The sequence below is a fragment of the Faecalibacillus intestinalis genome (genome assembly GCF_003024685.1).
Taxonomy (GTDB): Bacteria; Bacillota_I; Bacilli_A; order Erysipelotrichales; family Coprobacillaceae; genus Faecalibacillus; species Faecalibacillus intestinalis.
The window spans coordinates 23,354-46,912 of the sequence record NZ_PYLQ01000010.1; the positions used below are offsets into that span (position 1 = coordinate 23,354).

The window sequence follows — 23,559 nt, forward strand, 5'->3', positions numbered from 1 at the left end:
AACCTCCCGGAATCATGCCAACTTCTTTAAAACCTAAAGATTTAGATAATACTGATTTACATGCTTATATAATAGCTAATGAATTGATTATTGATCAATTCAAACAAATCATTTCATTATTTAAACAACAAAAGCGTCTACAAAATATGTTAAGCTTTATTCATCAAAATTATTATAAAAGTATTTCTTTACAAGATATTGCTGAAAGTGGAAATATGAGCATAGCTCAATGTTATCATTATTTTAAAATGATTGTTAAAATGTCTCCTTATGATTATTTAATTCACTATCGTTTATTAAAAAGTATTGATTATCTTTTAGATTCTACTTTCAATATTACTGAAATTTCTGAAAAAGTTGGTTTTCAAAATGTAAATCATTATATCCAAACATTTAATGGGGCATACACTTTATCACCTAAAAAGTATCAAAAAGAACATAGAAAAAGGAATTTACAATAATGCAAATTCCTTTTCATTCTTTCATTTGACAATTTCCATCCAACATAAATAATCAGCGATCTTTACCTTCATCCCTTCTAGAATATGAACTCTTTGAAGAGGCGTCACTAAAGATTCTAATGTTCTCCAAAACACTTTTTCGCTCATTTCTTTATTATTTATATAGAATTTCATTTTGATTCCCTACCCTTTTTATATTTTTTATAAGACAACCAAAATCAATTTTAGCACAACACTCTTTTCAGTTCTATATTTCAAACAACATCTCTAAGCCGTATATGTCCATTACTTCTTTTTTCATTAATACATCCTAATATTTAATTTTTAAACATGATTAGTATACATATTTAAAAAGTACAAACAAGAATACGAAAATCACATAATTCTTCAATATTCTTGTTCTATATATTTATTACTACAATTAGCTATCTTTTTTATATTTAGTTACTTTCGTCCTCTGAAGTATCATGAACTTTATATTCTTCTAAATACTTACTGACTTCTTGATAATCCTCTGAATGTCTAGAACGATAAACGCATTGATTACTACTCATATATATACTCATTACCGATTCTATATCTTCTATAGCTAAATCTTGTAAATGTTTCTTAAAAAAGTTCATGAAACCATCAGCATCATTAAATCCATTATAAGGTGGTACTTTATTTATTAAGATTTTAGAAAATTCTGCTAAATCGAAATCTACACTTTCTTTTACAGCATCATATAATGTCATTGAATAAAGTGGTTGTTGAACTATACTGTTATCTTTGAAAAATTCATATGGAGTTTTATTAGAACGTGGATAAAATAGTCTATAATATTTTATCCCATTTGGGTTCAGTAAAATTTCGTTGCTGATATATTCAAACAATGACACATCTTCTTTGATTATATCCAATAAAATTGGAAAATTTAAAATAAGTTCTATTAAGGATTGTTTTCTTTCAGAAGAGTTTTCTAAATTTTCAATACTAATACTTAATAATTTTTTTCTAACATCTTCTTCTTTAAATAATCTTTCAAACCCATTTTTCCTTATATGATCTGTCATAGCGTAAACAAATGCAAATAATCCATAAGCATTTCTTTCTGCATCTTTATCAGTAGTAATAAATAATAATTTTAAAAATGTTTTATACGACATTTTTAGTGAATCATATGTCATACGTTCCAAATAGTTTTTGGTTATTTCATTTTTTATTCTTTCATCCAGACTATTTTGAGAAATATCATCAATTCTTTGTGAATAAATTTCAACAACTTCTTCTACTATAGAAAATAAATCCATAATAAATGGTGCTTTAACAGAAAGTATATTATCATACATTGAACATATCAACATTCTAGCTTGATAATCCTCTGGAACATATAATGTATTATCATTGACCTTCAAATGAGCACATTTGTGTCTACACTCTCTTAAATAATTTACGTCCTCTGTAAATCGATTAAAATACAACTTACAATTTTTATTAAAGAATTCAATTATTTTCTTTTCGACTTCTAAATATTTTTCATTTTTTAAAATTAATTCATTAATTTCTGCTAATTTTTCCTCAGCCTTATTATTCCCCTCACTTGCCATAGTTTGTAATTTCATAAACAAATCATAAATAACAAATGAATATAACAAAACAATAGTTGCTCTATAATTTTTACTATAGTAACATTGTAAAATTTCTTCAAAATATTGTCGAGAATCTGGATTGTCGAAAACTCTTAAATCTCTTTCATCAAATAGCATATTTCTTCTCCTTTACATATTTTTAAATTAAAATAATTTGATATTATTTATTATTTTAATAATATCAAATATTACATTTTTCAACAAATTTTACTAAATAAACTTGTTTATATTATCATAACATTTATTTTAATTTACTCATAGTAAATTCACACCTTTGATTATCTATTGTTTCTATTTAATAGGGTAAAATATTTTGTGTAAATTATGATTTTTCAATTATAGAAAATGGACATATAAATAAAGAAAAATAGTAAATCACTTGATTTACTATCTCATCTGTCATATTCACTTTTAAAAGCATTACACTATTTCAATCCAACATAAATAATCGGCAATCTTCACTTTCATCCCATCCAAGATATGTACTCTTTGCATTGGACTTACTAATGATTCTAGTGTTCTCCAAAATACTTTTTCACTTAATTCTTTATTGTTAATATAAAATTTCATTTGGTTTCCTGCTTTCTTTTAATGACATCCATTTTACCTCATCTTTGAAGTAAAAAATAGCGATTTTTTGGTAGTGACACCCTTTTATATAGGTGACATCCACGTAAATCGCTATTTTTTGATTCTTTAAAATATCTTAAAAAATATTGATTCCATCTGTGTTTTTTCGATGATATCCATTTTAACTCTTAATTTTGAATTTAGGAGTCAATACAGATGTCATTAAATGTATTTTTAGCCTTTCAAAAAAGTAACTTGGCACCATATATAAAATTCTTACAATCACTTTTGCCGCATATATCAAATCGAATATTTAATTTTTAAACAAGATTAGTATATCATATTAAAAATATACTAACAAGAATTCAGAACCCACATACTTCTTTAATTTAACAAGTAGAAATAACTGATTACTTTAATCTGCTTCAGGAAGTGTCTGTGGTTTAAATTCAATAGTTTTATATGCTCCACACGTTCTATCTATCAATTCATCAGCTCCCATAATTTGTACTAGATTTCTTATTAATTTACTTAACTCTTTTTTGTCATCCTTATTTTTTCGATGATAGTATATTTTAGTTTTCACATTATTATTACATATTAATAATTTTAAAATATCTTTATCAGTTTTATCTAATGAATGACCAAAAATATAAAGTTCATATGATGAAAATAAATTACGTCTTATCTTATCTACCCATTCCATGTAAAAACTGTCTGTAGATTTATAAATTCTTTGATAGAATTTCTTAAATGCTAAAAATTCTAACTTTTCATCTCTGTCATGACCTTCTAGATACTCATCAATTCCAAGAACCAAATTACAAGTATCTACATTATTATTTATATCCGCTTTACCATGTACATAATCATATTCAATTTTATTTGATTGATCATATATTCTTTCATATGTATTAGAATAATTAAATGACAAAACATAATCTGGATTAATATCTTTGATATCATCATTTTTTTGTAACACTTCTATTTTATTTATAAATTCACAAATATAGATTTCCAATGTCCTTATTAACTTATCCAAATCCAGAGTCATTTTTTCAATATATTCATCAAAAATTTCTAAATTTGTATACATATCATCTAGATTTGATTTTTTAAACTTTTTAAGTTTTTTTGAAATATTCACAAAATTCTGTACAACTTCTAATTTTATGACTTTGCTCCCTTCACCTTGTTGTATACGTTCTCTTCTTTCTATATTATTTCTTATGCATTCAAATGCTTGTATTACATTTGAAATTTCAGATTCAAAATCTATCCAGTTTTTTCCAAGAGTATATCTAATATTTAAAAAATAATGTATCCAAATATTCTCTTTAATATTATCATATATTTCAATAGCTAATTTATCTGGATTATCATTTCTTTTTTTATACCACTCTAGTAACTTGTCTTTTATAGAATCATCTACATCCCAAGTATTAAGAGCAGATTTCTCATATGCTTTGTCATCTATATGCATTAGATATGTAAACATCCTTGATACCTTATCACAAAAATCAAGAAAATAACTATATGATGTTGGTAACCCATGTGCTAAATCGAACCCATTACCAATCAACAATATTCTTGTAACTCCTGTGTCTATATTCATAATGTTCCTCCCATCTATTTAGTAATTATTAAATATATTTTACTATATTTAATAATCATTTGCATTCATCTAAAAAAATTTCTAACTTATCTGATTTAATAGGAGTTCACATTTTTGATCATCTATTGTTTCTATTTCAATCTTGTCTTTTTTTACAATAATTCTATCAATAAAAACTGCAAGATCTTCTTGTGTCATAACAGTATGTTCATTGCTATTTTTTTCTAACGTTTTTAATAGTTTTTCCTGTCTGCCTTGCTTTAATGCATTGTATTTGTCATCAAGCTTTTTCAGTTCTTTTTTAAGCATTTGTTTGGTTTGATAACATTGTGCCAAGTGTTCCTCAATTTGACTTTCGTCTTGAACGCCTCTGGCAACAAGTAACATTCCTTTATCTAATAATTCATTTATTTGTGAATTCACATTTTCTAATTCACAATTCAGTTTTTGTTTCTTTTCAATAATATCTTTTGGATTCAAATATTCCGATAATTCTTTAGCAAGTTCAAGTCGTGTTTTTTCTTTTGATTTTGTTTTTCCATTGATCAATGATGTTAAAGCATCCAGTAATGGCTTTTCTTTTAAAGTCACACTGTTGGGACAGATTGCATTTCCATTCTTCAACCTGTTTGAACATCTCCATACAGGTTCTTTTTCCTTATTTCTTTTTGTCCAGACAGCCCTTCTATATAAGGCGCCACACTCTGAACAGATGATTTTATTACTTAAAGGATTTTTAGATGAATAGCGATTCTGATGGTGACTTTCCACAACTTCTTTTTCATCATTTGATTTCATATTCCTTTTTGTTCTTTCTACTTGAGCTGCTTTGAATACTTCTTTGGTCACAATCGCAGGATGACTGTTTTCCACAAAGTACATTTTCTTCTGACCTTCATTTTTATACCGTTTCTTATGAAGAAAATCTATGCTGAATGTCTTCTTTAAAAGAGCATCACCACTGTACTTTTCATTTTGCAGCATCCTGCCAATTGTTCCTGAATCCCATTTTGTACTCCCGTTCTTCTTGGGAACTTTGTTTTCCGTCAGGTACCTTGCTATTTTGCTTTCGCTCATTCCTGAAAGATATTTAGAAAAGATCTCTCGAACAACTTCTGCTTCTTCTTCAATAATATCAAGTGTTCCTCTGTTTGACTTATAGCCATACATATTGGCAGCATAAACCTTTCCTTTTTCAAACTGCCTTTGATATCCCCACTTGATACTTTCACTTTTATCTTCACTGCTTTGTTGGGCAACACTTGAAAGGATCGTCAGCAACATCTCATTTGCTTCTAGACTGTGAACATTCTCCACTTCAAAGTAGACATCGACATTGTATTCCTTGAGGATTCTTAAATACATCAGCGAATCAACAGTATTCCTTGCAAATCGTGTAATACTTTTTGTAATGATCATATCTAGTTTTCCTGCTCGAGCATCATCAATCATACGCATAAAATCTGATCTTTTATTGGTTGATGTACCTGTTATTCCTTCATCTGAATAAATGGCAACAAGTTCCCAGCTTTCATGATTACCTATATAGTTTTCATAATATTCACACTGTGTTTCATAACTCAGTTCCTGTTCATCAGAATCTGTTGAAACCCTACAGTATGCTCCAACTTTTATTTTCCTGTTTTGCCTGTCATTGTATGATGGCTGGAACTTCTTTCTTGGAGCAATCACTTTAACCTTCGGTGCAGTTGTTTCATGTTCTTTGTCATCTCTGATAATATAGTTCACAATCTTACCCCCTTTCCTTAATAATTAATAAAAAGTTCAAGACCATTATTGAAAATACTCAGTATTCCTGTTTCATATACCTCAATCTTTTCAATAATATTCTTGAATTCACATTTTTCTATATTACTTTTTAACTTCACATTTTCATATTCCTGTGAATTTTGCTGATTCAAATAGTCACAAATAAAGTTCTTGTAGTCACTTTCTGTATTCATATTTTGGAGTGCATTTCTATTCAATATTTCAAAATACTGTTCACTTGATTCACTGTTCCATCCTTGTATGTATTTGTCTTTCATATTGATAACTTCTTCCAGCAACAAATTCACATTCTTGACCAGAACACTTTCTTCGATTCGATATTTCTGATCTTCACTTACATAGAAGCATTCATTTTTTCGAGATCCATTCTTATCTCTTTTACCTCTGTAGATTTTTCTTTTTAAAGGAATACTGTCAATTCCCCAAAAGACCTTGTTTTTAAAAAACTGCTGTATCATTCTATTTTCTTTTGCCTTTTCTTTATCCATTAGAACTGTTTCCTTTCTACTTTTAACTTAAGATCGTTTTTCAATGTGAACTGGATATCCAATGTTCCCACTTCAATCGAATCAACTAAAGTATTGAAGATTTCTTCATCCAGTGCAGTGATTTCTTTTACTGATTCCAGACATTCAATGATGATCTGTGTCTGTATCACTTCAAATCTCTGATAGATTTTTTCATTGAGTTTGCACTTTTGCATTTCAAAAACTGATTTGTCTACCAGCAACTCGTTATGCTTTTTCTTATAATCTTCCAGACTTATAAGATCTTTCTGATAATATCGAACAAGTGTATTGATAGAACTGCTTACTTTTTTAAGTTCACGATTAACGAGATCAAGTTCACATTTGTCATCGTCATTTGTCGTAAAATTCACAATATGTTTTTTATAGGCTTCCAAAACATGAATATTTTCTTTGAGCTTATAAAAGATTTTTAAAAATGCATCTTCTATTTCATCCGTTCCAATCATTTTTACTTCACATTTCTTTGCTGAAGTAACATGATTACTGCAACTCCAATATTCTTTATTCCTCAACACACTTCTTTTAAAAGTTCCACCACAATGTTCACATTTTATTTTTGATGTCAGCAGATATTCTCTATTTCCATCTGTCTGATTTTTATTGAACTTCAACTTGTTGTTCACAAGTTTTTCATTTGCCTTTTCAAAAAGTTCACGATCAATGATTTTTGGGAACACATCGTAAACATAATACTGTGCAAGTTCACCTTTATTTGTGACTAACTTATAAGGAAAGACATCAGGTGAATACTTTTTTTGAAGAAGCATATCTCCACAATACCTTTCATTTTTAAGCATTGATGAAACTGTGGACTGTGACCACTTTTTCTTTTTGAAATAATGTTTATTCAGATAATCCACAAGTTTTGTTACCGAAAAATCTTTATTCACATATTTATTAAAGATATCTTCAACAATCTTTGCTTCATCATCTATGACTTTTACTTCACCATCTATTCTTTGATAACCAAACGGCAACTTCGGTTGGTTATATCTTCCTTCTTTTGCTCTTGTACGAAATGCCCATTTCTGTGCATTTGAAATTGCTTTTGATTCAATTTCGGCACAGGCAGCATAGACAGCAAGCATCATTTCACTTCCCATTTTTGCTGTATCGATTTTTTCTGTCATAAAATAAACGGAGACACCTATTGATTTCAGTTCTCTTACTACTGAAAGTGTCTCCGTTATATTTCGTGCAAATCGACTGATCGATTTAGTAATTATTCTATTTATAAGACCTTTTCGACAGTCTTCAATCATTTGAAGAAAACCATCTCTCTTGTCCATTCTTGTTCCAGTTATTCCTTCATCTGTATAGATCTTAACCAGTTTCGAATTTTCAAGACTGTTGACATAGGATTCATAGAAGTCAACCTGATTGTTATATGAATTAAGCTGATCTTCACTGTCTGAACTGACTCTTGCATAACAGCCAACAAGATTGATTCTGTTTACAAATCTTTCCAGTGGTTCGATAATGCGTACTTGTTTTTGAGCATGAGCCATTCTAAAAATCCCCTTTCTTATCACCACATACAGTACCACAACTTTTTCGATCTATCCATGATATTATTCACTTTATTTTGTGAATTTAAAAATGATATCTGACAAGTGGATTACATTCTTCTTCATACTTTTTCAGAACTTTATTGGCAACATTTTTAGTGATCTTTTTATAGGTGACAAGTTTCTTCAGGCATGTATATATGTAATAGTAATCAAAGATATCCATTCAATCAGTTAACCATGCCTTTCATCTGTAATGAAATTTCAGCTTCTGGCTGTGCATAGTAACTGTCTACTTTCAGATTATTTTCCAATGCAAAGTCAACAACATCCTGTTGCATTTGTTTTGAAAAAGAATCAGGTTCAATAAGTACCAGATGGTCACACTTTTCATTTTTTATGACATCTCCAATCTGTTTTTTAAATTCTTCATTCAGATTTGAAAGTTGAATAACAACAGCATGATCCAAATCATACTTGGATACATATTCTCGTACACAATCATGAGTGGCTTCACTGTTTGAATTGCTAGTTACAAACAGTGGCTTATTATTAACAGCTGATTCTAATGCACTGTTAATTACAGCTTTCAAAGTATGAACCTGTCTTTCGTTGAATTCATTGAACACATTCTGAATAAGACGACCACTGTCACGTTCATAGACTTCAAAGCCATTATCTTCAAATGCCTTAAGAAGTCTTCCATCATTGAATGCATTAGCAAACACAATACAGTCACCATCAGTAACAAATGTCCTGCTTGTTGTAAGATCCTTTATTGTATTCACAAACTTCTCTGGTTCATAAAAAGCATTGGAAAAATGAAAATGCAATTCTCCAGTAAGTTCATAATTGTTTTTAGCAGCAAACTCCATATATTCCTCTAACTGCTTCGAAGAAAGTTTATTTTCTTCAGGTGTTAAAATATGTACTCTTTTCATAAGATCAATCCTTTCTTTTATTAACACAATGATGACACCTGCAAAAAGTACAGGTGTCACGATCTATCAATAAACGTATCGGTTCAAGTCTGTTTTCCAATGTCCAAACCAGCTTCTGTATAGGATCATCAAGAACATACGACACACGTGTCAAAGACCACTCCTCAATTGTTGCGACGGTTTGTTCACGCTCGACTATTGAATAGAGTGAAGTATCATTTACGCTTTCATAACGGCAAAGGTCTATCCCCACCTTTTTATGATCAGTTGTTTCTCGCTCCAATACGAAACAGAGAAGAAATTCACATTTTATTGTGACCTTACATTTCTATGTTCACATATTCTCTTGGCGCAACTATCAACGTGCTAGAAAACTTTTTGTTGCTGATTCAGACTATTCTGTTTTCAATGTCCTCTTGAGAGGAGATGCTTAATAACTCCCCTCATATATAACTGGACATTTTTTTATATCTTGATAACCAAATAAAAAAATAAGTTACATTTTTGACTTATTTTTGATATTTTCTATTATTCTTTTTTTACGTTTATGTATCGCTGGTTGAGAAACTCCCATCAAGGTTGAAAGTTCTCTTTCTGTTTTATTCTTAATGAGAAGATTTGTAATAAGATCCCTATCTTCTTTTGAAAGCTGATTAATGATATTCATTACATTTTCAACTTCTTCATTAATATTTAAAGTATCATATTGATTATTATCATCCGCAACTTTATCAACAAGTGCTGTATTATTATTATCTAACTGATCTAAACTGAATACTTTAAACTCGTTTCTCTTTTCTTTTTCTCGTTCTTCTTTTTTAAATGAGTTATAACAAATTTTATATACTTCTTCCGATACCTCATGGTATTGACCTTTTATTTTAAAATAATAGTGTTTGTTTCCTTTAAGATCTCTTTTGATCCAAAAATAGTTTCTTTTATAATCGTTTTCCATCCTATCTTCCTCCCGTATTTTTTTGGCTGAAGATAATCAGGAGGAGATCTGATTTTGTGCACAAATACATCCCCTTAATAGACAATGTCTAAAGCGGGGTATAAAAAAAGTAGTGCTTTAGACTTCGTCTAATTTCACTACCGATACAATTATTAACTTTTTCATAATAAAACTATATATAGAATTGGCTTATCATCATGTTATTGACACCAACTCTCCTATGTTTTAATATTCTCCAATATAACTAATATTACAAATTGTAATTATTATAGAGATAATAGACGCTATTAGAAGTGCGCCCACTACATAACTATGCCCGCTAATATCACTTTCAGATGCATTCAATAACCCTGTTGTACATATAATCATTACAAAAAAGCCTATGTTAGCAATAATATATCGTGCATAATGCATTGGATATTTCATTCTTTTCTTTAATCTTTTATACTCTTTTTTTATATTAGATTCCAATTTATACTTTTTATATGATCGCATAGATTGTTCCCACCTTTTTTCACTATCGGCTTCTGTATTGACTGTATGTTCTGTATTAGTATTATTTGTATGTTTTTCATTAAATATATCTTCGAACAAATTTATGGTACGTCCATCAAGCAGAACTAATTTATCTCTTTCATTTTCTATTAAATTTTTATAATAATTTTTTATTATTTCATCTATCTCACTTGCTGATTTATTTAAGCAATGACTTCTTTTTATAAGTACTATTTGCAAATACATATCCTTATATATTTCAAACTTACTTTTTATCAATTCTTCCCTTTTTGGATCACCTGTTGCTTTTTTCTTAAACCAAACGTTTAATCCTACTCCAATAGCTGCTATTACGGTTGTAACAGTTAGTGACATTGAATTTTCAAATATATTTATAATCTCATTCATTTTATTTCTCTTTCTCAACCCTGTCTAAAAGACTTGCCATATGCCCCATTATTTCATTATTATCAATTTTAGTAACAGATTCTACATAATGTGAAAAATAAACTTCTAAATTTCTTAGTGGATAATCTTTATTTATTTCCTCACCACTTATTTTAGCACTTACGTATTCATTAATATAATCATTTAAATAATCTATCATAATTTGTTTGCTATCAACTTTATTTGACATAGCATTTTCAAATATTTTACTGTATTTGTTTCTAAAATTTTCAGTACATATAAGATTACCTATAAAATATCCATACTCCTCTGCGGGTACTTCATTACCTGCTGTTTCATCAGTATTACTAAGGATATTTTTTGCACTTTGTAACAACCTAATAACTTCATCGCATTTAATATCATTTCTATAATTTCTTATCAAAGTAATAATTAGAGATAAATCATTTATATTTCTTTCTTGGAGCTTTATCATAGCTTGTTTAATATCATTAACCAGTGTTTGATCTCTATACACTGATACATCATAATTATCATCTAGATACTTAATTATTGAACTAATTTTTTTATTAAATTTTTCTTCACCTATAATATCTCCATTAATATTTTTGAATTGAACAAGTGTTGATTTATTTTTATTTATTTCTTTTATAAAATTATATCCTCTTTGTTCAAAGCAATCATTTACAAAATAAACCGATTCATTATAAATAGTCGTTGCTTTTACAGCTATAAATTGAGACAAGAAATATTTTTCTTGATCTAATACAATATAATTATCAATTCCTGTATCATTCTCACCACAAGACATATCATGCAATTCATCAATATGAAGTAAACGTGCATTAAAACCAAAATAAAATACTTTAACATTAATTAATACAATTCCCTCTTGCTTAAGGGATTTAAAATTAATCACCTTTTTGCCCTCGATATTTTTCAAATGAAAAAAAGGTCTTGATTCTATATATCTCAATTCAATTTCTTTATCCTTATATTTTTTTGAGTCCATATGATGAATTGACCAAGTTGTACCAATTGTTAAAAATGTTCCAAAAACACTTATACTTTGTCTTATTGCATCTTGATAAAATGTACTAAAGTGATTTTTTATAAATCCATGGCTATTTAAACAATCTAATATAAAAATACCACCTAAATAAATTCCAGTAATTATTAACATACATATTATTATGTTTATTAAATAAGTTAATTTAGATTTTGTTTTCATTTTATTTATTTTTCTTCCTCCTAAATATTTAAAAATATTTTTCTTAAAATAAATTTTAATCACATTTAAAAAATTATGAATTACTCATTAATTTTTATAAATGTATTAGAAACCGTAATTATTGATTATTATAATTTTTAATTAATTTCTATTATTTGTCCTATTTTAAATTAGTTATAAAAATAATTTTTTGCAAAAGATAAAGTTTATAGCATTTCTACTATAAACTTTAGTAATTGTATGTTTCTAAAATTCAAATAAACTAATTTACATATTTATAATCCATTCGCATTTATTGAATTATCTATTCACTTGCGGCTTGTTTTATAGCAAGATAAAGCGTATAAAGATTGCTTTCTTCACTAGCTTGATATACTTTCATACAAGAAACAACTGGTAAAAAACTGATTCCATTGTCTAAGACAACTTGTACATTGATTTCAGCATCTTTTCCATCATCTGTTACCCATTTTCCACCAAATTCTTTAATAAAGACATCTCCTACGTAAGCACCTAAAGAAAAGAGAATTTGTCCTACATTCTTACTTAAAATACCATCTGGCCTATTTTCTTCTTTAAAGAAACGATCTATTTCTTTTAAACTTTCTACACTATAATCAGCTTGATAATTTGATGAATTTAATGCTTTGGCTACCCATTTAGAAGCTAATTCTAAATCGTCTATTAAATTTCTTTTTTTCTTTTTAAAAAACATATGTTTTCCTCCTATTTCATTTTTCTTATTTTAGCACTTCTATTCATTCTATCAAATTCCGAAACAACTTCTTTTATTTCAGTTTTATTCAATTTATCTTTTCGTATTTCCAGATTTATAACAAATTTAAGATCTTCATCTTCATAGTAATATTGTTTATCAACAATCTTTTCATCTTCTTTTTCTAATAAATACTTATGTTCATTAATTTTTGAAAACTGATATCCCTTTTGTTTCGCAAATTCATATGGATCATCTTCAAATTGTTCAATTGAAATCATTGCTTCTGTCTCAAAAATACTTTTTACATCTGACTCTTCATCTTTAATATACAACAACAATCCCAATAAAGACGCATCGACTAAACAGTCTTCATCCATCTTTCTAAAATGAGTTTTCTTATATTTACTTAATAATATTTCTTTATAAAAAATATCTGCGGGAATAATGTGTTTATTTTTCAATCCTTTTCTTGACTCTTTTTGAACTGAATTATTATAAAAATAAATTGGTTTATAAGGTATAAGATTTTCCATACTGTAAAGACAATCCGATCCCTCTAACAGACTTAATTTTGAAGAAATTTCTTTTGCAATTTTATCTATTTGATAATAATGCCTAATTTTCCATTCTTTAAAAAGAACTCTTTCCTGCATTAAATCTTCATAGAGTTGTATTTCAATACCATTCTTTGTTTCTTCTGAATGATAAACATAGGGACATGATAACAATCTTTCTTTATCAAAATACTCAAGCATATAGCGACCAAAATACATTTTCCTGCTGAGGCCAACGTTGATTCCTAATTCATCATAAATTCGTAATGAATCGCTTCTCAATTTATAATTAGCTTTCATTTTTTTGAAACGATTAAACCATTTATTATATAAATCTTCTTGAGCTTGCGCTTGATATTCGTATATTTTTTCATCTATCACATGAATCATAAAATAGCGATCTCGAAAAAGAGCCTTTAAAATATCCAAACATTGATTAATAATTGATGTATCATTTTTACACTTTAAAAGAATATACGAAATTCCCATAACATGCTCTGTCTGTTCCATTCTAAAATAAAGATCATCATTAAAGGAAAAAAATGACAAATACCAATACCATAAATTGCCATTATTTAAAACCCATTCCGTTTCTTCATTGGCATTTTTTGAAAGCAATGATGAGAATCTTTCGGAACGAATATTGCTCCATGTAAGATTTTCTCTTAAATTTAATTGAGCTAATAAGCTTTTCATAAATTCTGTATTGACAAATTCTCTTGTAATAAATGTAATCTTTATTGAAATCCTATCCATAAAAACTCCTTTTTATCAAATCTACTGCATTGCATAATTAATGATGCAATGCAGTAATCATGTTAATATCAGTATTCAAATATTCGAATAAGGACATCTCCTATCTGACCCGGTATATCTTTAGTCCTTGAAAGTGATCCTTTTGGAATATAAATATCCAATCTTTTTGTACTAACTTTTCTAACCTCATTCAATTTATCACCTAATTCTTTTCCTTTTTTAAAGTTATTTACTTTTCTTAAGATGACATCATCATTTAAATCAGAAGCATACTGTTTAACTTTTCTTAGTATAGCACTGTCCTTTTCATAACTTGGTAACGTCACATCAATTGTTTTAACGCTGATTCCTTCTCCATTTTTGAAAAAATCAAATACTGGGAAGAACCCATCTGCTAATTTTCCAACATGCTCATATGCTGCATATTGAATTTTTGCAAGTTTTTCCTCAATTATTGTACCTCGTAATTTTGCAGGTAAGCTCCACTCTTCAGCAACTTTTGTTGATACTCTTCCAAATAAGTCATCAATATAACTTGAAAGTCTTGAACATAAACTGCTCACTGTTGAATAGCATTTATTAACCAAAGGAATTTGTTCTATTTTTCCAGGTACTTTCTTCAAATAAGAAATTGTTCTTTTTGGAAAATCAGGAAGCTTTTCTAAAATACGTTTTGCAAGATCCGTTGCTTTTCCAGCAGCCCATTTTAATGGTTTTAGTAAGGAATCTGCAACCATTGTAAATACAATACAGCCAATGGAAATAATTGCACTTATAATCATTCCTCTTGCAAAATATATTAATGCATTAACAGCATCACATACATCCCCTGCTACTGGTAAAAATCCAATAACATCAATTATAAATTGCAGTTGATCTAATATCTTATCTGACTTAGGTGATGGACACGGTTGCGGTTCTTTAGCCTTTACTTTTTTTACAGGTTGTATAACTTTTTTTACTGCCTTCGTTGATTCATTAACTATTTTTACTGCATTAGAAACTGCCGAAGCAATTGCACCTGTTGTTTTTGATGGCACCGTCGTTGGTTTCTTTACTGTCTTTTTCTTTTCATCTTTCTTATTGCTGAAAATACTTCCAACAGCATTTATAACACTATTTGCGGCACTAGCAATGATTGATAAGATGCTTTTGTGTCCACTAGGATCTACATACTTGTATTGATTATTCAAACAGTATGTGTATCGGTTTTGACTTGTAATGTTATCTTGTGTTCCCTTATAATCATCTATCTGTACGAACTGTCCAATTCTTGGATTGTAGTATCTTGCTCTTAAATAGATGTTTCCTGTTGTATCAAGCTTTTCTCCATCATAACCATAACCGCTTGTTTTATCATCTGTTTTTCCAAAGTCATCATATTCAATCTGTGACATTGTCCCTTTTGATGATATTTCAGCCATTACACTTTGATTGTTTCCACTTAGATAAGTTTGTGTTCCATCTGCACTTTCTGTTGAGATTCGTTCTTCTCCATAGATATGAACATCATCATTTTCAGAAAGCACAAGTGTATTTTCAGCTGTCTTATCTAAAAGATAATCTTTGTATTCACATTTTTCATTGGATTTTGGATCCTTAATGAGATTACTTGCACACAATCCATTTTTTCTTCTGTATGTAAGCTGATATCTCATTGCATCAAATGATTCATCTGATTTTTTCGCATCCAACAGTTCTTCTACTTCAGTAAATGGTAATGACTGCATATAGTCGAACCATTCTTCTGTATCCTGTTTGTAATCTAAATCATATGGGCTGTTGATGATCTTTTCTTCATGAATTCGATCACCTTCACCATCATATTCATAATTGTAAGTTCTGTCTCTGTTTGTTTTTAAAGTAGTCAATTGACCAAATTCATCATATTGATAATATTCTTTGTATCCACCAGCATAATAGATATCTCTTACATTTCCATTTTTATCATAATAGATATCAGTAAGTCCATCTTTTGATTTAATACTTGTCAACTGATTTTTGTCATTATAGTGATAGATTTTATTTGTTCCATCACTTGATGACTCTACTTTGTTTCCAAAAAGATCATAGCTGTATTCAGTTATGACTGTTTTTCCATCAATCGTTTTTGTTGAAGCTTTCAATTCATCCGATTCATTGTAGTCATAGCTGTTAACGACACCATTGATTGTTTCTGAAATAACATTGTCCTGTCCGTCATACTCATATTTGTATTCTGACAGTGTCTTGTCACCTTTAGTATTGACATAAGCTGTTCTACGATTTAGTTCATCATAACTGTAATCTGTAGTAATACCATTTCTTTCTAATGATTTTGTATTTCCTCTTACATCATAGCTGTAAGATGCATATTCCTTGTCATTTTTAGAAACCTTGTCTATTTTATCAAACTGATTATAGGTATAGCCGATTGTATAATCATTATACTTCACTTCAGTTCTATTTCCATAGATATCCCATTTATATTCAACATTATTGTCGTTGGCATCTTTAACCTTTGTAATATTGTTGAACTTGTCATAGGTATACTTGACACTCTTATTGTTATAGTCTGCTTCTAAAAGGTTGTCATAGGCATCATATTTGAACTGTCTTGTTCCTTCTGAAAGCTTTCTTCCCAATGCATCATATGAATAATCGATCGTTGTTCCATCGTTTTTTGTATAAGATGTCATTTGACCGAAATCATCATACTGATAAGTTTCAGTAAGTCCATATTCGCTTACTTCTTTAATAAGATTATCAGCTTCATCATATTCATAAGTTGCTTTTTGATCATTATAACTTCTTTCAACAAGATTGTTGTTTCCGTCATAATCGTACTTCATCACTCTTTCAAGAGGACTTTGTACCTTTGTCATGTTATTTAAGCTGTCGTATTGATATCTTGTAATAAAGCCATTGCTGTTTGTTTCTGCAATCATATTGCTGTTGGCATCATATTCTCTTTTGATAACATGATCATAGATATCTTTATATTGAACAGCGTTGCCTTCTTCATCATAATCAACAGATACAATTGCTTTCATGCTTCCATCTTCCAATGATGGGTAAAGATACTGTACTGGATGTTTTAAAGCATCATAGCGATATTGTGTTGTAAGACCCTTTTCAGTTTTTTCAACAACATTGCTTACAGCATCATATTTTTTTGAAATGATTTCCTTGTCGTTTTGTTTTTGACTTACTTCTCTTCCTAAAGCATCATAGCTGTATGTTGTCACCTTATCCTTATTTTCTGTTTTCTTGATAAGTTGTGAATTGACATCATATTTGTTAACTGTTTCATGTTCTTCATAGGTTTCTTTTGTCTTATTTCCATATTTGTCATATTCATAAGTTGAAACATATTTTAAGGCATTTGTTGATTTAACGATTTGATTCAAATCATTATATTCATTTTCTTTTGTTGTCTTATCATTTTCTTTGACAGAAACAAGTCTGCCAAGAGAATCATATTTATTGACTGTTGTCTTTCTTGGTTCAACAGTTTTTACTACCTGACCAAGCAGATCATATTCATTTTCTGTAACATTTTTATTTGGATCTGTTTCTTTGGTCCTTTGACCATAAATATCATATTCATACTCGCTGACAAATCCATTTTGGTTTGTTGCTTTTGATACGAATCCTTGGTCATTATATTCAAATGTTACTTTGTTTCCAAGCTTGTCTGTCATTTCAGTAAGATGGAATTTGTCATTGTAAACGTAAGATACTGCAAATCCTCTCTTGTCAACTTCTTTTTCAACAAGTCCAAAGGCATTGTAATGTGTCTGTGAACTGTTTCCAAGGGCATCCGTTTCCTTAATAACATTGCCATAAATATCATATTCTTTAAGCGTTGCATTTCCAGCAGCATCTGTTTCCTTGATGACTTGACCCTTGGCATCATAATCTGTCTTGGTTACATTTCCAAGCTTGTCTGTCTTTTCAACAGCCTGTCCTAAAGCATCATATTTGACCGTATCTGTTTTATCAGTAAATGAATCGTGTGTTGAAACAAGCTGACCTTTGGCATCATAACTGTATGTTAATGTTTTCTTGCCATCTGTTGAATCACTGACTTTTCTGTTTAACAGATCATATGTCGAATCAGTTACCGAACCAAGATGATTCGTCGTCTTGACTACATTTCCATATTTGTCGTATTCATAATCTGTTGCTTCATTTGTATTGCTTACTTCTTTAACAACACGACCATACTTGTCATATGTCTTGCTTGAAACTCTGCCATATGGATCTGTTGAGCTGACTTCCTGACTGAAGTCATCATATTCATGAGTTGTTACTTTTCCACCATTATCAGATGTTTTGGTTACATTTCCATTTTTATCATATTCTGTTTCTGTAACAAGTCCTGTTGTCTGATTCGTAGACTTGATGACCTGATCAAAACTATCATATTCTTCAACAGTGACCTCACTGATCTTGTTTGTTTTTGTAACACGCCCGTATTCATCATAAGATTTGATTTCTACCGGTGTATCATTGATTGTTGTCTTAGTTACATTCCCAAACTTGTCATATTCAAATTTTGTTGTATTTTTATAGGCATCAACCGTTTCGGCTTGTTGACCCTTGTCATTGTATTTATAAGTTGTAATGTTTCCAAGTTTATCAATATCCTGAACCAGAATACTGTTGATGTCATAAATTTTTCTTTCGCTGTTTCCTTTAGCATCAATCGTTTCTGTTTCATTGTCCATTGCATCATATTTATGTTGTGTAACATTGCCTAGTTCATCCGTTTCCTTAACAAGTCTGTCGAGCTTATCATATTCACTTGTCTTTGTATTTCCATAGGTATCTGTTTCACTGAGAGTGTTTCCATAAACATCATAGCTGTATGTTGTTGTCTTTTTATCTTCTGTCTTTTTAATCAGTTGACCATAGACATCATATTTATTTGAAATAGCAACACCTTGCTCATTGACCTCTTTAATGACCCTGTCAAAAATATCATATTCTTTGGTATTGGCAAGTCCTCTTTGATCTACTGTCTTAATGATATTTCCATTTTTATCATATTCTTTTGTTTCAGTTTTTCCATTAGGTAAAGTTGTTTTTACAATTCTGTTAAACTCATCATATTCATAGGATGTAACATTTCCTCTTGCATCTGTTGTCTTTACAAGATTATCTCCATCATATTCATTTGATGTTGTATTTCCTTTTCCATCAACTGTCTTGATTTCATGACCGACTGCATCATAAGTATGCGTTGTAACCTGACCATAGGCATCTGTTTCCTTTACGATTTGTCCTTTGGCGTCATACGTATATTTTTTAATAAGTCCTTGTTCATCTGTTTCACTGATAATACGATCACGATTGTCATACTTCTTAGATGTTTTTAGATTTCCCTTTTGAGTTTGGATAGCGTTGTTATTTTTATCATATACTGTAACTGTTTTGCTTCCAAGCTTGTCGATATATTCAACAACGTTTCCATTTCCATCATATTTGTATTCTTCACTGTTTCCATAGGAATCTGTTTTCTTGATGATCTGATTGCGATTGTCATAGACATATGCTGTTGTACGACCGTTTGAATCAGATTCATTAACAATATTTCCCATGGCATCATAGCTGTAGTTTTCTACCAGACCATTGCTGTGAGTAACTGTTACAACCTGATTACCATCGTAGGCATAGCTTTTCCATACACCAAGAGCATCTGTTTCTTTGACAAGAAGGTTCTGTTCATTATATTCATAAGTCACACCTTTTCTGTCTTCACTGTTTTCATAAATCAGATTGCTGTTGCTGTCATATTTATAGGTTTCTTTCGTACCATCCGCAGATGTTTTTGATGTTACATTATCATTTTCATCATAGGTATATTTTTCACTTGTTCCATCTGGATTGCTTTGCAATGTCAGATAGCCTTTTTTATTGTACTCATATGTTGTCTTTTGACCTTTTTCATCTGTTTCACCAATCATATTTCCAGCATCATTATAGCTGTAACTTTTCGATGATCCATCCGCCTTTGTAATTTTTGTTACCTTATAGCTGTCATCAAGAACATACTTTTCTGTTTCCTTATCATTATAGGTAACACTTGTCGTATTTCCCTTATAGTCAAAAGAGACCTTGTTTCCATTGGCATCCGTTTGTGAAACGACAACTCCGTTATCCTTATAAGTATTTTGTGCCAAAGTATTCCCATTTTTGTCTGTAATACTTTTTACCTTGCCATTTTTATCATAACTGTATTGTTCACTGTTTCCATTGGCATCAATAAATACTGTAAGCTGTCTGTCTGCGTTATATTGATATTGTACATTTGTACCATTTGGCAAGTTGATTTTGCTGACAAGATGATAATCATTGTATTCAAACGTTACTTGTTTGTTTCCCATATCAATATTTGTAATAAATCCATATTCATCATAGTTGATACGTGATTCAAATCCCGTTTTCGTTTTAATAGATGTCAGAATTCCATATTCATCAAAGATATATGTAACATCTTCTTTATCATCTTTAATAGAAACATAGTCACCATCAACATTGACAGTAAGACGATCAATAAGTTTAGGTACATATTTTCCATCTTTCTTTTCAATTTTTAAGATCTTTCCATCTCCTCTGTAAAAGATCATGTTATCGTCTTTATCATAGGAAATATACTGTTCAATATTTGATGAATAATTGTTTCCAAAAATCGATGCATTATCTTCTCCATAAGAGTTATAGACACGCGTCAAGCTTAATTCATCAAAATCTGTTAAAGTAAAATCTTTTGATTCATGATAGAAGTTTCCAATACTTGTATTAACTGGATCGGCAACTGCACAGTTTCCGTAGCATGCAGGCCCTCTGTAAACATATTTTGCCTCAAAAGATGAAAGCTTTAATGGTGGTCTGTAGACATCCTTAGGTACTTTTGGATTATCTTTTGCAAATCTTAAGAAAAGAACATCTCCCTCTTTGACCTTGTTTGTAGATGTATTATTGTCTTTTTTAATATCATCTACCTTCAAGCCATAGTGTGATGCAATAGATTTAAGATTATCTCCAAGTTTTACCTTATAGATAATAAACCCGTCTGTAATCAGTTCTTTTTCTGACTCAGTGCCATCCTTTTTAACTTTCATTCGATATTCATAGAACGTATCGTATTTTGGAATATCTCCAATTTTTAGATAGCTTGTCGTATAGTTGACTTCACCCTTTTCATATTTTTGGGTTCCATCAATTGGATCAGTTATATAAACTGGATCAATGAAATAAGGTGAACTTTTTTCTTTGGCATGCTGTGATTTTACAAGTTCAAAATCTGTTTCATTTGTTTTGGCATAAAGATCAAAATCAATATCACTGTTTGGTTTGGCAATACCATCCATGCTGATTGCTTCGAAATATTGACCGTCTTTACTGTAAACTCTTAATTCATTGTCAAACTCGTTGATGTCCAGATTTGGATCGACATCAAAATCATCACAATGATAAATTTCTACCTTTGGCAGATTTCCTGTTGATTCTGAATTAAAAACATTACATTTCCAGTTAGGCGATTCATCCGTAACTTGCAGAATCAATGTTTTCTTTTGCCCATCCTTTAATTCTTGGACGTGCTTTGTAATATCAAATTCTTTAAATCCTTTTGGTTTAGAAAACTTGGTATTTGAAATAAACTGTTTTTGGTTATCTGCCGGCTGTGTATTCCATGTAACCTTACCAGGATCAACATAGCTGGAGTTATAGATATTGATATCATTTAACTCATTGGCACGATCCAGATCCTGTTCCTTATAAAGTTTCAAAACAGCATTTTCAACTCTTTGATTTTCACCGATATTTGGCATTGCAAAATAGATGAATGTTCTTGCAATTTTAATATTACTGTTTTTACCACCATAGAAGTTATCATCATATCCAACAAACAAATCTGAATATTGACTTTGGATATTTGGTCTTCCTGAACGGATATAGCTTGATTCAAGATCAATAACATCCACATTTTCAACTGCCACATTTGATCTGGCAACAACAGGATAGACTCTGTCTTCTTCACTTAACCAAGATGTTGTTAATGACAATGTAACTTTGATATTGCCATTATCAAGTTCCTTATAGTCATATCCTACTTCCTGATTTCTGTTTCCATCCTTATCAACAAGATAAGGCGCATTTAATACAAAGACTTCTTTTTTATCTTTTTTAAAAACAATAGATCCTGCATCATTTTTACTGACATTATAGTCATCTTTGTAAACTTCAAATGAATAAGTATCTTTATCAAGTTCCCCATTGATATAGATATTTTGTGAAACCGTATTTGAATTGATTCTATATTCTAAATCTAAATTTTTTTCTACTTCTGAATACAGAATAACATTTTCTTTGATAGCATAATTTGTAAGACTTCCAGAAGGCATAACTGTAAGCACATTGTCTTTAGGATCTGTAATTTCTAATACGCCTTTTTGAATGTTGATGTCATAAAGACCATCTTTATTTTCATAAGAGGATGTTGATCTGAATAACGATGCTTTCTTTTCTATATCGTTATCAATCTCAACATATTTTCCATCTTCTTTTTTATGTATCTGCTCGAAATAAAAATCTGTCACATATTCCCCGCTTGACAGTTTATAAGTTTTTGTGTTTTCCGTTCTTAATTTAACGATTTCCTGATCATTTTGTCTGGAAGTATCTTCTTCGTCTACCGAAGGTTCTTTTGTAATAACATCAGGATTTCCTTTTTCTATTATTTGTGCAGATGTCTTATGAACATTATTGATATTTTCATCATAATATTCTCCATATGGATCCTGTTCCTTGATTTTTTCAAGTTCTTCTGCATATACTTTTCCAAACAGTTCAAGCTGACCAATTGCCATAGCTAGAACTATCATAGAAATGATGGCTATCTTTATTTTATTAAGTACAGCTTTCATCTAAACAGCCTCCTCATTACTATAATGTTGATAATAATAATCATGGTAGGCATTGTATGCTTTTTGAAGATCATCTACATCTTTTTCACATAACATATCGACCCATGCTTTTGTCGAAAATGAATGAAGCTTCTTTACGATAGCCTGTTGCAGCTCCATCATTTGTCTGACATAAGGATCTTTACTGTTAGAGTTTTCCTGAATCTGTTTATTTAAAATACTCTGACATTCCTGAACTTCTTGATACCACCCATCGTCACAGAAATTACTTCCGTTTATTATTTTCAAAATAATAAGCATATTAGATACAGGTGTCATTTTACTGTCAAATTTCCCACTGCATTCATAATAGCCATTATCCTCAATTGCCTGTGTTTTTTGACTTGTCTGATAATAAACGACACCACTTACACCAACAACTGATAAAAATACGATGAGTCCAACAATAATATTTCTTGTCGTCCATTTCTTAAAACGCAT

The 23,559-nt window shown here is 29.8% G+C and carries 15 protein-coding genes; 1 reads left to right on the forward strand and 14 read right to left on the reverse strand.

Going from position 1 to position 23,559, the window contains the following annotated elements; all coding sequences use genetic code 11:
- The first annotated feature begins 14 nt into the window (after positions 1-14).
- Positions 15-461 (forward strand): helix-turn-helix domain-containing protein, encoded by a 447-nt coding sequence (locus C7U54_RS08150; RefSeq protein WP_107029948.1) that lies wholly within the window; start codon positions 15-17, stop codon positions 459-461.
- Between the two features lie 440 nt (positions 462-901).
- Here the strand turns inward: C7U54_RS08150 and C7U54_RS08155 are convergent, their stop codons facing one another.
- The 14 genes from C7U54_RS08155 to C7U54_RS08215 all read right to left on the reverse strand — a co-directional run bounded on the left by C7U54_RS08155 (position 902) and on the right by C7U54_RS08215 (position 23,559).
- Complete coding sequence (locus C7U54_RS08155) at positions 902-2,209, reverse strand: hypothetical protein (RefSeq protein ID WP_107029949.1); 1,308 nt, start codon at positions 2,207-2,209, stop codon at positions 902-904.
- A gap of 303 nt (positions 2,210-2,512) precedes the next feature.
- On the reverse strand, positions 2,513-2,662 hold the full coding sequence (locus C7U54_RS14585) for a hypothetical protein (protein ID WP_022000981.1): 150 nt from the start codon (positions 2,660-2,662) through the stop codon (positions 2,513-2,515).
- Between the two features lie 415 nt (positions 2,663-3,077).
- Positions 3,078-4,277 (reverse strand): bacteriophage abortive infection AbiH family protein, encoded by a 1,200-nt coding sequence (locus tag C7U54_RS08160; RefSeq protein ID WP_107029950.1) that lies wholly within the window; start codon positions 4,275-4,277, stop codon positions 3,078-3,080.
- Between the two features lie 81 nt (positions 4,278-4,358).
- Complete coding sequence (locus C7U54_RS08165) at positions 4,359-6,026, reverse strand: recombinase family protein (RefSeq protein WP_107029951.1); 1,668 nt, start codon at positions 6,024-6,026, stop codon at positions 4,359-4,361.
- Between the two features lie 17 nt (positions 6,027-6,043).
- Entirely contained in the window at positions 6,044-6,556 is a 513-nt protein-coding gene (locus C7U54_RS08170; protein WP_107029952.1) for a hypothetical protein, read from the reverse strand.
- Positions 6,556-8,106, reverse strand: coding sequence for a recombinase family protein (locus C7U54_RS08175; RefSeq protein WP_107029953.1), 1,551 nt, complete (start codon positions 8,104-8,106; stop codon positions 6,556-6,558). Before C7U54_RS08175 ends, C7U54_RS08170 begins: the two co-directional genes overlap by 1 nt.
- Before the next feature lie 230 nt (positions 8,107-8,336).
- Positions 8,337-9,107, reverse strand: a complete 771-nt coding sequence (locus tag C7U54_RS08180) for a hypothetical protein (RefSeq protein ID WP_146137621.1) — start codon at positions 9,105-9,107, stop codon at positions 8,337-8,339.
- 436 nt (positions 9,108-9,543) lie between these two features.
- On the reverse strand, positions 9,544-10,002 hold the full coding sequence (locus C7U54_RS08185) for a sigma-70 RNA polymerase sigma factor region 4 domain-containing protein (RefSeq protein WP_022000991.1): 459 nt from the start codon (positions 10,000-10,002) through the stop codon (positions 9,544-9,546).
- A 225-nt stretch (positions 10,003-10,227) separates the two neighbouring features.
- A complete protein-coding gene (locus C7U54_RS08190) occupies positions 10,228-10,905 on the reverse strand; it encodes a hypothetical protein (RefSeq protein ID WP_022000992.1) in 678 nt (225 codons plus the stop codon).
- Position 10,906: 1 nt separating this feature from the next.
- On the reverse strand, positions 10,907-12,136 hold the full coding sequence (locus tag C7U54_RS08195; protein ID WP_107029955.1) for a hypothetical protein: 1,230 nt from the start codon (positions 12,134-12,136) through the stop codon (positions 10,907-10,909).
- 304 nt (positions 12,137-12,440) lie between these two features.
- Positions 12,441-12,851, reverse strand: coding sequence for a hypothetical protein (locus C7U54_RS08200; protein ID WP_022000994.1), 411 nt, complete (start codon positions 12,849-12,851; stop codon positions 12,441-12,443).
- 11 nt (positions 12,852-12,862) lie between these two features.
- The gene (locus tag C7U54_RS08205; RefSeq protein WP_022000995.1) at positions 12,863-14,164 is read right to left on the reverse strand and encodes a hypothetical protein; all 1,302 of its coding nucleotides are present in this window, start codon (positions 14,162-14,164) and stop codon (positions 12,863-12,865) included.
- A 68-nt stretch (positions 14,165-14,232) separates the two neighbouring features.
- Positions 14,233-23,079 carry an RHS repeat-associated core domain-containing protein gene (locus tag C7U54_RS08210; protein ID WP_107029956.1) on the reverse strand — a complete coding sequence of 2,949 codons (8,847 nt, stop codon included), beginning with the start codon at positions 23,077-23,079 and terminating at the stop codon, positions 14,233-14,235.
- The gene (locus C7U54_RS08215) at positions 23,080-23,559 is read right to left on the reverse strand and encodes a hypothetical protein (protein WP_107029957.1); all 480 of its coding nucleotides are present in this window, start codon (positions 23,557-23,559) and stop codon (positions 23,080-23,082) included. It lies immediately after the preceding gene.

Bases quoted from the DNA above. Each gene is read 5' to 3' on its own strand.
- C7U54_RS08150 (WP_107029948.1), top strand. From the start codon at position 15: ATGCCAACTTCTTTAAAACCTAAAGATTTAGATAATACTGATTTACAT.
- C7U54_RS08155 (WP_107029949.1), bottom strand. From the start codon at position 2,209: ATGCTATTTGATGAAAGAGATTTAAGAGTTTTCGACAATCCAGATTCT.
- C7U54_RS14585 (WP_022000981.1), bottom strand. From the start codon at position 2,662: ATGAAATTTTATATTAACAATAAAGAATTAAGTGAAAAAGTATTTTGG.
- C7U54_RS08160 (WP_107029950.1), bottom strand. From the start codon at position 4,277: ATGAATATAGACACAGGAGTTACAAGAATATTGTTGATTGGTAATGGG.
- C7U54_RS08170 (WP_107029952.1), bottom strand. From the start codon at position 6,556: ATGGATAAAGAAAAGGCAAAAGAAAATAGAATGATACAGCAGTTTTTT.
- C7U54_RS08175 (WP_107029953.1), bottom strand. From the start codon at position 8,106: ATGGCTCATGCTCAAAAACAAGTACGCATTATCGAACCACTGGAAAGA.
- C7U54_RS08185 (WP_022000991.1), bottom strand. From the start codon at position 10,002: ATGGAAAACGATTATAAAAGAAACTATTTTTGGATCAAAAGAGATCTT.
- C7U54_RS08190 (WP_022000992.1), bottom strand. From the start codon at position 10,905: ATGAATGAGATTATAAATATATTTGAAAATTCAATGTCACTAACTGTT.
- C7U54_RS08195 (WP_107029955.1), bottom strand. From the start codon at position 12,136: ATGAAAACAAAATCTAAATTAACTTATTTAATAAACATAATAATATGT.
- C7U54_RS08200 (WP_022000994.1), bottom strand. From the start codon at position 12,851: ATGTTTTTTAAAAAGAAAAAAAGAAATTTAATAGACGATTTAGAATTA.
- C7U54_RS08205 (WP_022000995.1), bottom strand. From the start codon at position 14,164: ATGGATAGGATTTCAATAAAGATTACATTTATTACAAGAGAATTTGTC.
- C7U54_RS08210 (WP_107029956.1), bottom strand. From the start codon at position 23,079: ATGAAAGCTGTACTTAATAAAATAAAGATAGCCATCATTTCTATGATA.
- C7U54_RS08215 (WP_107029957.1), bottom strand. From the start codon at position 23,559: ATGCGTTTTAAGAAATGGACGACAAGAAATATTATTGTTGGACTCATC.